Annotated in this window: 10 protein-coding genes and 1 tRNA gene; 3 read left to right on the top strand and 8 right to left on the bottom strand. The window is 35.6% G+C overall.

What is annotated here, in order from left to right; genetic code table 11:
• Nucleotides 1–33 precede the first annotated feature (33 nt).
• The 7 genes from H4K33_RS15885 to H4K33_RS15855 form a co-directional block, all read right to left on the bottom strand.
• Nucleotides 34–118, bottom strand: a tRNA-Ser gene (locus H4K33_RS15885).
• 126 nt (nt 119–244) lie between these two features.
• A complete protein-coding gene (gene ribB / locus H4K33_RS15880) occupies nt 245–1,381 on the bottom strand; it encodes a 3,4-dihydroxy-2-butanone-4-phosphate synthase (protein ID WP_182650772.1) in 1,137 nt (378 codons plus the stop codon).
• 22 nt (nt 1,382–1,403) lie between these two features.
• Complete coding sequence (locus H4K33_RS15875; protein WP_182650770.1) at nt 1,404–2,912, bottom strand: LptF/LptG family permease; 1,509 nt, start codon at nt 2,910–2,912, stop codon at nt 1,404–1,406.
• 9 nt (nt 2,913–2,921) lie between these two features.
• Nucleotides 2,922–3,566, bottom strand: coding sequence for an outer membrane lipoprotein carrier protein LolA (locus H4K33_RS15870; RefSeq protein ID WP_182650768.1), 645 nt, complete (start codon nt 3,564–3,566; stop codon nt 2,922–2,924).
• 17 nt (nt 3,567–3,583) lie between these two features.
• A complete protein-coding gene (locus H4K33_RS15865) occupies nt 3,584–6,100 on the bottom strand; it encodes a DNA translocase FtsK (RefSeq protein ID WP_182650766.1) in 2,517 nt (838 codons plus the stop codon).
• Between the two features lie 147 nt (nt 6,101–6,247).
• Nucleotides 6,248–6,745, bottom strand: a complete 498-nt coding sequence (gene tpx, locus H4K33_RS15860; RefSeq protein ID WP_182650764.1) for a thiol peroxidase — start codon at nt 6,743–6,745, stop codon at nt 6,248–6,250.
• 109 nt (nt 6,746–6,854) lie between these two features.
• The gene (locus tag H4K33_RS15855) at nt 6,855–8,300 is read right to left on the bottom strand and encodes a PLP-dependent aminotransferase family protein (protein WP_182650761.1); all 1,446 of its coding nucleotides are present in this window, start codon (nt 8,298–8,300) and stop codon (nt 6,855–6,857) included.
• Between the two features lie 83 nt (nt 8,301–8,383).
• Here H4K33_RS15855 and H4K33_RS15850 point away from each other — a divergent pair, with 83 nt between their 5' ends.
• From H4K33_RS15850 to H4K33_RS15840, 3 genes are all read left to right on the top strand, one after another.
• Nucleotides 8,384–8,830: a GNAT family N-acetyltransferase gene (locus H4K33_RS15850; protein WP_182650759.1), complete on the top strand. Its 447-nt coding sequence runs from the start codon at nt 8,384–8,386 to the stop codon at nt 8,828–8,830.
• Nucleotides 8,831–8,891: 61 nt separating this feature from the next.
• The gene (locus H4K33_RS15845) at nt 8,892–9,620 is read left to right on the top strand and encodes a YggS family pyridoxal phosphate-dependent enzyme (protein ID WP_182650757.1); all 729 of its coding nucleotides are present in this window, start codon (nt 8,892–8,894) and stop codon (nt 9,618–9,620) included.
• Nucleotides 9,621–9,675: 55 nt separating this feature from the next.
• Complete coding sequence (locus H4K33_RS15840) at nt 9,676–10,305, top strand: hypothetical protein (RefSeq protein ID WP_182650755.1); 630 nt, start codon at nt 9,676–9,678, stop codon at nt 10,303–10,305.
• 28 nt (nt 10,306–10,333) lie between these two features.
• On the opposite strand, the gene H4K33_RS15835 is transcribed toward H4K33_RS15840, so the two are convergent.
• Entirely contained in the window at nt 10,334–12,253 is a 1,920-nt protein-coding gene (locus tag H4K33_RS15835; RefSeq protein WP_182650753.1) for a nucleoside-diphosphate sugar epimerase/dehydratase, read from the bottom strand.
• Between the last annotated feature and the right edge of the window lie 649 nt (nt 12,254–12,902).

Genomic DNA, 12,902 nt, shown 5'->3' with positions numbered 1-12,902 from the left:
ATGCTTTAACTGATTAAGTATCAGTGTTTATTGCGGAGAAAGAGGGATTCGAACCCCCGGACCTGTTACAGTCAACAGTTTTCAAGACTGCCGCAATCGACCACTCTGCCATTTCTCCAGTAGTCTGCTTTACTTCTGTATTGCGAGTGCAAATATAGTGCGTTTTTTCAATTATGCAAAAAAGAAAATCTATTTTTAATGCAAAAAAACATCAAAAAAACGCAACTACCTCACATTCTTATTTTTAATAGGTTACGTAATCTGTAATTTCCAATCCATATCCCATCATACCTACGCGTTTTTCTGGTTCTGAATTCGTCATTAAACGAATATTAGTAATACCCAAGTCGTGTAAAATTTGAGCTCCTATTCCGAAATCTTTTTCATCACCTGGTAATTTAGGTGTTTCCATATCTAATTTACCGTCTAATTGCTCCTTAATGAAGTTTAGACGTCTTAACAAGCTAATATTTTGTGCATCTTGATTGATGAATAAAATAGCACCTTTTCCTTCTTCATTAATCTTATTGAAAGCAGCTTCGATGCGCAAATCTAACTTACCGCTTAGAGCATCTAAAATATCGTTACTTCCAATCATGGAATTGATACGAGTTAATATCGCATCTTCTTCGTTCCACTCCCCTCTTGTCAAGGCGATGTGAATCTGTTTATTGGTAATCTGTTGGTAGGCACGTAAACGGAATTTCCCGAAACGAGTTTCGATTTCAAAATCTTCTTTCTTATCGATCAAACTATCGTGTTTCATGCGGTAGGCAACTAATGCTTCGATAGAAATGATTTTTAAATCCCATTTCTTTGCTACTTCAACCAATTGTGGCAAGCGAGCCATTGTACCGTCTTCATTTAAGATCTCGACTAAGATACCTGCAGATTTAAATCCAGCCAAACGAGCTAAGTCTACGGCTGCTTCTGTGTGTCCTGTACGACGCAATACTCCACCTTGTTTTGCAATCAAAGGAAAAATATGCCCTGGGCGTCCTAAATCTTCTGGTTTTGTTGATTCATCTACTAAAGACAAAATCGTTTTAGCTCTATCTTGAACCGAAATACCCGTTGTACATCCATTTCCAATCAAATCTATAGAAACAGTAAATGCTGTTTGGTGTAATACAGTATTATTTTGTACCATTGGTTTTAAATCCAACTCCTTACAGCGTTTTTCATTTAATGGAGCGCAAATTAACCCACGTCCATGTGTTGCCATAAAGTTGATCATCTCTGGAGTAGCCATCTCCGCTGCTGCAATAAAATCTCCCTCATTCTCACGATCTTCGTCATCCACGACAATAATAACTTTTCCTGCTTTAATATCCGCTATAGCTTCTTCTATCGTATTTAGTTGAATGTGATTCGTTGACATAATTAAGTATTTTTTGTGTGTGTTATTCTATGGTTTGTTTTTCTTCTGTTTGTTCTTTCTTTGAAAATAAACGTTTAAAGAAGTCTCCCACGGTGTAAAAGAAGCCTAAAAAGTTTACTTCTCCATTATCTCTCGTTGCCTTGAGTGTTAGGAAAATAGCCAAAGGTGTTAAAATCAATGCTCCTGCCCAAGCTCCTAAAATGGGTTGAATACCATCTTCTTGTGCTAGCTTCTTTCCAAACGTATTGACAAAGTGGTAGAGGATAAAAATAATAACCGCAAAGACTATAGGCAATCCCAATCCTCCTTTTCGGATAATTGCACCTAACGGTGCTCCAATAAAGTACATCAAAAAGCACGAATATGCAATTACAAACTTTTCGTATAGCGCTAAATAGTGATCGTTTATTTTCTTGATCTGCGCTAAACTAGAAGCATCATTGCTTTCTGTATTGAACAAAATATTATTGCTGTAATCAATAGCAGATTGTAAAATTCTTCCTTGACTATTAGGTGTAAAGGCCGTTAAAAAATCGCCATCAATACTTTTTTCTTTTATTTTTAAGCTGTCTATAACCTGTGTATCACCAGACTTAGACTGGCTTTTTGGGTTGTAATTGTATGGTGTATATATAGTATTATAGCGAACCAATAGGTTTTCCATATTGGAATTCTTCTCCTTCGTTAAGCTTGATTCTAAGGAATCTATCGTATACGTTAGTTCCTTAATATTCAACATATGATAGGTATTCTTGATCTCCTCTCTTTGTGCTCCGTCATCTTGTAACGCACCAAGATCGATATTCATGGTATACTTTTCAAAAGCCACTTTTACAAAAGGCTTTTTTCTCATTTGCGCACTTGTTTTCGGAACGATATCCTCGTAATAATTCCCATTAAAGAGATGCAAATTCAAGATATTCGAAGTATTATCTGACGCTAATTCACCATCTATAGAACGAATAACCGCTTTATTGTCATATCCCGATTGCGACTTGATATGCATGGTTACATTCTCAAGATACTGCCCTTTCTCTCCTGTTTTCTTATCTACTTTAATATTAATCGCTCCTACATCGTTAAACTGTCCGGCAGCAATCGCCATAGCAGGTTTGGTTTGCAAAATCTCTTTTCTCATATTGATAAAGCGATATTCGGCTTTTGGAATAACGTCGTTAGCAAACCAAAAGGAGATTATAGCTAATATGGCAATAAAGATAGAAAGCGGTTGCATGGCGCGTTTTAAAGAAATCCCAGAAGCTTTCATTGCCGCAAATTCATAGTGCTCTGCAAAATTTCCAAAGGTCATAATCGATGCTAATAGCACGGATAAAGGCAATACCAACGGAATCATCTTAGGCGAATAAAACAGCAAGAACTGTACAATAATAAAGAAGTCTAAATCCTTTCCGGCCAATTCTGTAATGAACAACCAAATTCCCTGTAAAATAAAAATGAAATAGAGAATAATAAACACTGTAAACAGCGTTGACACAAAAGAGGTTAGTATATAGCGATCAAGTATTTTCACGTAGCGTAATTAATCTATGTTATTGATGTAATAATTCGGATAATCTGCGCTTGTAAAGGTAAAATGATTTTTCGACATACTTTGATTTGTTTTAAAAGATTTAACCGTCAACACAGACTTTGAACCATTTTTATTGACCTGAATTTTGTTATAGATCTGTTTTGTAGCGTGATCTACCCCAACCAATACTTCTTTAATTCCCGATTTTTTATCTGTTGGAATAAGTTTAATGTATTGAATTTCTTTTCCTTTAATATTCTGAGAGATATCCCACTGTAAATCATACCCAGACTTGTAAAAAGTCAATATTTGAAGAGGTAAAGCATTGTCGATCTTATTTGGATCGTATTTAGAAACAGTCACTTCTTTATCTTCATCGCTGATGGTATAAATTTTCTTTCCATCGAAAATACGCGTCATATCCATGAAAGACAAGCGATATAAATTTTCTTTTAAATCAATATGTCCTTCTGTTTCTTGATTGATATCACCAGATTTCCCATCAATTTGCGAATAGTGAAAATCAATAGAAATGGTTGAATATCCTGCTATTTTTTTATTTACTTCGTCTAAATAGTTTCTAGCGCGTTGACTCGATTGTCCATAAGTTAGTGCTGCACTACAAGTCAATAAAAGTACTAGTATTTTTTTCATCTTTGTTTTTTGTTTTCTTAGTTAAATAGGTCATTTTGTTCTTCTTGGAAGAAGTGTTCTAAAGCCACTAAATCCGGAATTAACACGCTTCGCGCCTTACTACCTTCAAATGGACCAACAATTCCTGCGGCTTCCAATTGATCGATAATTCTTCCTGCACGGTTGTATCCCAATTTCAATTTTCGCTGTAAAAGGGAAGCGGATCCCTGTTGAGCTGTTACAATGACAATAGCAGCATCTTTAAACAGCGAATCTCGTTCACTGATATCCATATCTAAATCAACTCCACCACCTTCTTCACCAACGTATTCAGGCAACAAATACGCATCTGGATAAGCTTTTTGTCCGCCAATGTATTCTGTTATTTTTTCTACTTCTGGTGTATCGACAAAAGCACATTGTACACGAACTAAATCATTTCCTTGAGTATATAATAAATCTCCTCGTCCAATTAATTGATCCGCACCTTGCTGATCCAAAATTGTACGTGAATCGATTTTCGAAGTTACGCGAAACGCAATTCTCGCAGGGAAGTTGGCTTTAATAATCCCCGTAATAACATTTACCGAAGGGCGCTGTGTTGCAATAATCAAGTGAATTCCAATGGCACGTGCTAGCTGAGCCAAACGAGCAATTGGCGTTTCTACATCTTTACCTGCTGTCATAATCAAATCGGCAAACTCGTCAATAACTAAGACAATATACGGTAAAAAACGATGTCCATTTTCTGGATTTAAACGTCTTTGTTTAAATTTCTCATTGTACTCCTTAATATTGCGGACCATCGCATCTTTCAACAAGCTGTAGCGATTATCCATTTCAATACAAAGAGAGTTTAATGTATTAATTACTTTCGTATTATCCGTAATAATTGCCTCTTCAGAATCCGGTAATTTCGCTAAATAATGGCGTTCAATCTTATTGAAAAGTGTAAGTTCTACTTTCTTTGGATCCACCAAAACAAACTTTACTTCAGCAGGGTGTTTTTTGTACAACAGTGAAGTTAGCAATGCATTTAACCCTACCGACTTTCCTTGTCCTGTTGCCCCTGCCATTAACAAGTGAGGCATTTTAGCTAGATCCACAACAAACGTTTCATTGGAGATCGTTTTCCCAAGCGCTACAGGCAACTCCATTTCAGCACTCTGAAATTTAGGTGAAGCAATAACACTGCGCATAGAAACTGTCGATGGATTTGTATTGGGCACCTCAATACCAATAGTTCCTCTTCCCGGAATTGGAGCAATAATACGAATTCCCAATGCTGCTAAAGACAAAGCAATATCGTCTTCCAAGTTTTTAATCTTGGAAATGCGAACTCCTGCTTCGGGAACAATTTCGTATAAAGTAACCGTCGGACCAACGGTAGCCTTAATTTGTGCAATATCTATTTTATAATTTCGCAGCGTTTCTACGATATTATTCTTATTTTCTTCTAATTCTTCTTGATTAATGGTGATACTTCCTGTTCCATAATCCTTTAAAAGATCTATTGCAGGAAATTGATAATTCGACAATTCTAACGTTGGATCGAACTCACCAAAATCTTGAACCAACTGTGCTGCTAGATTCTCCTCTACCGTTCCTTCATCTTGAGCAGCTTCAATAACAAATTCTTCCGAAGCTCCTTTGTGGTCTTCTACCATAGGTTTACTTTCCTCGTCCTTCTTCGGATGTAAGTTTAACTCTGAACTATGACCAATTGTTGGTTTAATACTCTTATGATCAATAGTAAAAGCTGTATTTTTCACCTCTTCGTTCACCGGATTTTTTTCCTCTTGTGTTGGTGGTGCAACAATACTATAATCTTCCTTTTCCTCTTTTACAGGTGGTGTTGGTACGGAAACAGGTTCTTGTACAGCCTCTTGAACAGGGGGAGTCACTTGATCAAAACTAGCATCATCTAATTTAGTTTTCGCTGAAAACGAAGAAAACTTAGCGGGTATGGTCGTAATAAAATCTCTGATTTTTGTCGGAGATAACTTGTAGCGAAACAACAAGAAAGTTAGGGTAATGAAACTAATCAACAAGATTGTTCCCGCAGTACCTAAATAGTCTGTCAAGTACAAATTGATTTCATATCCAACGGTTCCTCCAAGTAGAGGATTGTTGTTCCAGAAGAATCCTAAGAAACTTCCCAGTAAAATCATTGAAGTAAGATCCCAAAAAATAACTTTTTTAATTCTTCGAGAAGCAATTCCAAAAAAGGCGTATACCCCTGTATGGATTAAAAGCTTAGCAAAAAAGAAAGAAGCAAGTCCAAATCCATTATAAATAAAAACATGACCTAAATACGCTCCTAATTTGCCTAGCCAATTGTGAACTTCCAATTCTCTATCTCCTACTGCGGCTAAATTACTCTGGTCTTCTATTCCAGAAACAAAATAAGAAATAAAGCTCAAAGTAAGTGATATACCTATAATAATCAATAAGATAGAAAATAAAAAACGCGAATTCTTTAAAATAGTAGTATCGTATTTTTTAGTTTCAATAGGAGATTTTTTTTTATTCGTTGATTTTTTTTCTTTTTCCATTTATTCGTAGCAATTGATAAAATAAGCTCTTTTTTCTAGCTAATGTAATAAAGTAAAAGATATCTTTAAAGAAGGTTATTTGTTTTACTTACAAAATAAACTACTTTCTTTAAAAATATCTTCTTTTACTTGCTAGTACCTATGCTTTTATAGCGCAGCTAAAGCTAATTCATAATTTGGTTCATTCGCTGTTTCAGCTACTTGCTCTGTATATACAACAGAACCAGCTTCGTTGATCACAACGATTGAGCGTGATAACAATCCTTCCAAAGGACCATCAGAAAAAGTCAAACCATAGGTTTGTCCAAATGATCCTGTTCTGAAATCAGATAACATCACAACATTATCAATTCCCTCTGCTCCACAAAAACGAGTTTGTGCAAAAGGTAAATCTTTTGAGATACACAAAACGATTGTATTCTCTAATTGAGCTGCCTTTTGGTTAAATGTACGCACGGACATTGCACAAGTGGGTGTATCCACACTTGGAAAAATATTTAGTACAACTCTTTTTCCAGCGAAATCGCTTAATTTTTTTGTTGCTAAATCTGTTCCTACTAATTCAAAACCTGGAGCTACTGTATTAATCTTTGGAAGATCTCCTACGGTGTGAAAAGGATTGTTTTTTAATGTAACTGTTGCCATACCTTACTTGTTTTAGTCAAACAAAAATACGAAAAAATGCCTAAGTATTGCGTTTAAATCTTGCGAAGTCTTATCGCAAAAAAGACAAAACAAAAGGCACCTTCCCTCCTTACTGCTCTAATACTTCTTTCAAGGTTAAAACAGCTTGTTCTAATTCTCTTTCATTCATTGATGCAAAACCAAAGCGAAAAGCATTCAACTCCACATCTATGCGTTTTATGGCTAGTTGAGGATGTTCAACTAGTTGTGTTATACAGTAAGGTGCTTTTAGCGCTAACCAAATGGCCATCCCCCCTGAAGGTAAGTAATACTCAACATACGAATGCAAATGAATTTGCAACAATTTGTCTAAATAATCTCGACGAGAAAAGTAACATTTCTTTGCCTTTTTAAGGTGTCTCTTCAATTCTCCTTGTCGAATTAATTCAGCCAAAGCATTTTGCATATAACCATCTACCCCAACGTCAATTAACTTTCGCAAAGACACCCCCTGTTCTATAAAGTTAAAAGGTGCAACCATAAATCCTATACGTATGGAAGGATCTAACAGTTTGGAAAAAGAACCGATGTAAATAATATTGCCATTGTGTTGACTACTTGCTAAAGGTAAATAGGGAGATGATGCATAGTGATAATCGTAATCGTAATCATCTTCTATAATGGCAAAAGCATAGGTTTGAGACAACTTCAACAAAGCAATTCTCCTTTCAATACTCAACGTAACTGTTGTTGGATAATGGTGATGAGGAATAACGTAAATAGCTTTTATTTTCTGTAGCTTACAAATGGCTTCTACTTCTTCTACTACCAATCCATTTTCATCCACATTAACTTCAAGTACAGTCGCGCCTGTTTGTTCAAAAACTTTTGTTGCCATACCATAATTGGGCTTTCCAACTACAATAACATCTTCTGAGGTAAGTAAAAGTTGAGCTGCTAAATAAATACTCATTTGTGCTCCATGAGTAATTAAAACATTTTCCTTTTCGATATTGAGTCCACGGGTTTCCGATAAATAATCCGCTAATATCGTTCTCAGCTTCAAACTACCTTGAGCTGTACCAAAGGTCGCTGTTCTAATACTGTGTTTTTTTGAAGTATAGGAGCGATAAATCTTGAGTAAATCATCAATGGGTGACAACCGAACATCAGGAAATCCGTCATCAATAATCACCGTTGGCAAAAGAGATTGGTCTTTACAGGCTGGTGGAGTAATTTGCTTAAAAGGCAATTCAAATCCCATGGCATAGGAAGAGCGATTTACCTGTTCCTCTGTCCATTTTTTGGGATTTAAATGTGGTATCTTAGTTGATACAGCTACATACTTACGCGGTACAGAAACCACCCAATCTTGTGCTTCTAATTCTTCATAAGCTGCTACAACGGTCTTGCGATGTACACCCAACAATTTTGCCAAATCGCGAGTACTTGGCAAATGAGTATTTGCTTTGAGAATTCCCTGGCTGATTGCATTGATCAACGATATCGCTATTTGCCTATAAACAGGCACTTTACTCTCTCTATCTATTAGTATGATTCTTTCAAATGGCAACATAGTGGACTACTAATTATAACTTAACTGGACCACAAAGATAGTCCTAATAGCTTATACTTTTGTCTCATAAAATAAAAATAACGATGAATTACACCATTAAAAAAGCAAGCTTAGAAGATTTAAAAGAAGTGTCTGAACTTTTTAATCTTTATCGAATTTTTTATCGACAAGAAACAGATTTACAAGGAAGTACTGACTTCATTAAAGAACGTCTACTCCATGGTGAATCTGATATATTTTTGGTTATTTACGATCAAAAAGCAGTGGGTTTCGTTCAATTATACAAACTCTTTCACTACATTAAATTACAAAAACAATGGCTTTTAAGCGATTTATTTGTACACCCTGATTACAGAGGAAAAGGGTTGTCTGTTGCTTTAATTGACCGCAGTAAACAATGGTGTGAAGAAACAGGAGCTTGTGGTTTAATGCTCGAAACAGAAAAAACGAACATCATAGGTAATAATCTCTATCCGAAATGTGATTTTCAATACGATGGAGTGCATAACTACTATAATTGGTGGAAATAAGTCTAGTTTGTTGGCGAAGTCTCGGCTTCGCCATTTTTGTTTTACTCTACATTTTATTCCTATGTCATACATTCAAGATAACATAAAACACATCTTAACTCGTATAGAACGCGCCTGTTTGGCCAACCACAGAGATCCCAAAGAAGTACGACTACTTCTAGCAACTAAAACAGTGCCTGCACAACGCATTCGCATGGCACTAGAAACAGGTCAAACATTAATAGGTGAAAATAAGGTACAAGAAATAAAAGAAAAATATGCGGCTATTTGTGACCTTACACCAACCAATCACTTTATTGGTCACCTACAAACCAACAAAATCAAAGATATTCTAAAATACAATGTTTCTTGTATTCATTCGGTTGATCGAATCGATTTAGCCACTAAACTACATCAGCGTTTAGCACTAGAAAACAAAACAATGGATGTGCTAATACAAGTTAATACATCTAATGAAGAGAGTAAGTTTGGTGTTGCTCCTAAAGACACTATTAAACTGATAGAGCAAGTGGCCATGCTAAATACACTGCACATTAAAGGACTCATGACTATTGGTCTTTTTAGTGCTGAAGAAGACAAAATTCGCGCTTGTTTCAACTTGCTTAAAACAATTCAACAACAGGTCTTAGATTTGAATATTCCCCATGTCGAAATGAAAGAGTTATCAATGGGAATGAGTGGAGATCTCGAAATCGCAATTGCTGAAGGAGCGACAATCGTACGTGTAGGTACCGCAATTTTTGGCGAGCGAATTTACCCCGACAGTTATTTCTGGAACGAAAACAACTAACCATGCCTTAGCGTTTGGCATAAAAATTGTATTTTTAATATTAAACACAAAAAATATGAAAAAATACAATTTACAAACTTTATTAGTCTTGCTATTCTTGTCCCTAATTTCCACTGAAATTCAAGCACAAAATCAGAGTTTTGGTCAAAAAATAGGGGTTCTAATGTATGAAATGACAACGAGTAACCCTGATCCTATCAAAATAGAACAACTCTTACAAACACTGGATATTGACGATAAAGAAGTGAAAACTGGCCAACTTTCTTACAGTATTTTTGATGGTTTTGACGGAGATAAAATGTACTATATCCCCTTTACTACAGCTGAAGAAAGTCGATTTACAGTTGAACAATTAAAACAAGACGAACAGTTGTATTTCGGTGTTCAGTTTTTATTAAAAAGTAGTTACAACATAAGTAAAGATGGTCAAATAACCTACAACGATTCCAAGTATGCCTATAATGTTCACTACGAAGAACTACTGCCTTTGTGTACTACACCGATGAAATACAAAAATGGCAGCGGAAACAATCCAAATTCCCCATTACTCAGCTGTATATACACTAATCCTGACAGTAAAAAAAGAATGATGTACTGGGTTGTATTCGAAAAGCCAATTGGCGATACCCAAAGCAATACAATAAAAGAAATCAAATTCCAAAGCATTGAACTTTGGCAAAAATAAAAAAAGGCTATGGAAATAGCCTTTTTTTTTATGCTGTTACATGATCTAAAGATGCATAAATTGAATTCTGCGATTTAAATTCAGGTACAATCTGTTTTAATGCTGTAACCAAATACATCGTATCTCCTTTTGTTTCTTCATTCATAACGCTTATACAGAGATCTTCAACAGCAATCTTTGCCAGTTCAAGGTCTTGATCTCTAACTTGTGCGATCATAATTTTTTCGTGATGCGTTTTCACCGTGTTCTCATCATTGGCTAACAACTCTTCAAAAATCTTTTCACCAGGGCGCAATCCTGTAATTTTAATATCGATATCATCAGGATACACTAAACCGCTTAATTGAATCATACGTTTAGCTAAATCAATAATCTTCATGGATTTACCCATATCGAAAACAAAGATTTCTCCACCTTTTCCCATAATAGAGGCTTCTAATACTAACTGACAAGCTTCAGGAATTGTCATAAAATAGCGTGTAATATCGGGATGCGTAACCGTTAAAGGGCCACCAGCATCTAACTGACGCTTAAACAAAGGGATCACAGATCCATTAGATCCTAATACATTCCCGAATCGCGTGACGATGAAATTTGTTTTTCCTTTATCTTTTAAACTCGAAACATAAATTTCAGCTGCACGTTTTGTAGCTCCCATCACGTTTGTGGGATTTACTGCCTTATCTGTTGAGATCATAACAAACTTTCTCACACCAAACGCGACAGCTAAATCGGCGATATTTTTTGTTCCCTTAATATTGGTATAAATCGCTTCATAAGGATAACACTCCATCAACGGTACGTGTTTATACGCCGCAGCGTGATAAACTAATTCAGGTTTATATTTCTCGAAAATCGCACGCATATTTAATTCCTCTCGGATATTACCAACGATATACACAATGCGATCTTTGTGTTGAGACACCATAGATTGTTGCACATCATAGAGAGGAGACTCAGCGTGATCAATTAAAATCAACTGTTTAAAATTAAACAGTGCCACTTGGCGTGCAATTTCACTACCGATAGAACCCGCGGCACCTGTTATCATAACAACTTTACCTTCAATTTCATTTGCGATAATCGGATTCTCTAGATTAATAGCTTTACGCCCTAACAAATCGTCAATACGCAATTCTTTAATCTGTCTATTGGTATATTTCCCGTTGAGCCAATCTGTAGCTGGTGGGATAATTTTAATCTTAACAGGCAGCTCCACCAAATACTCCGCAATTTCATTCAAACGCTCACGTTGAATATTCTGGATAGAAATAATAATGTCATCTATGCGATTATGTAAAACAAATTCAGCACTAATCTCTTTACTACCATAAATGCGATACCCTGCTATACGTTGTCCTACCTTTTTATCGTTATCATCAATAAAACCAATGATTTGTGTTCTTACTTTTGTATCAGCTGCTAAGGCATTTAACGTAATCAATCCCGAATCACCGGCTCCATAAATCAGGACGCGTTTTTCATTGCGAACATCTAAAATATAGCTGCGATAGAACTGGCTATAAAACAAACGAGCACAAACTAACATTGCCGCAGAAAGCAACATATGCATCACAATAAATGAATAGGATTGTCTGACATAATCATCCATTTGCTCACCAGGCAATAAGCCGTTTCGCTGTAAAGCAGCAGGAATTGTTATCAATACACTAGCAAAAAGACAGGTAATAAACACCAGCTCAATATCTTTAATAGACGTCTGTCGAATCAAACTTCTATAGGGTTTTACTAACCAAAAACTTAAAACATAAGCCCCTAAAACAATGGGTAATTTGAAATAAAACAGTTCTACTTCATAAGTTCCATAAAAATTACTCAAGAAAAGTAAGGAAACAAAATAAGTAAAAAGAATGATAAAAATATCAATAACAAATATGATACCCCGAGGAACATCTCTCTTCAGTCTACTTTTTAAACGCTCAATCATAGCAATATAATTGGATAGTATTTTCTTTTCCCCAAAGATACTATATTTTCAACATTATTTAGCTAAATATTTACGTGATAATTACATAAAAGCAGGTTATTTTAAAAAATTAGCTAAAAATCAAACATAAAAGTAAATAATTTAATAATATAACGAAATATTATTACCAATACACAAAATGCGATGTATTTAGCGCTAAAAAACTAAATAACGGCTAAATCGCGAAACTATTAAGGATTGGTTATCGGTAACTTAGCGTTTTTTTGTTTTTTGTTGGTTGATTGTTATTTGTTGTACGACTCACCATCTATCTCACCTAGTTTATATTGGTTTTAGTGTTCGATGAATATATCTCACCTAGTTTATATTTGTTTTGGTGTTCGATGAATATATCTCACCTAGTTTATATTTGTTTTGGTGGTCGATGAATCTACACTGCGTTCCGATTTCACCACCTCACCATCTCACCACCTCACCAACCTACACCAAACAGAAAAAGCGAACTCTCGTTCGCCACTGATTACAGTTAACAGTTCACTGATAACCAAAAACAAAAAAGCCTGACTACTTACGTAATCAGGCTTTTCAAAAGAAGGGCGACGACATACTCTCCCACCTTACGGCAGTACCATCTGCGCTAGCGGGCTTA

The sequence above is a fragment of the Myroides sp. WP-1 genome (assembly GCF_014145635.1).
GTDB lineage: Bacteria > Bacteroidota > Bacteroidia > Flavobacteriales > Flavobacteriaceae > Flavobacterium.
This window is presented reverse-complemented; position numbering and strand designations above follow the sequence as displayed.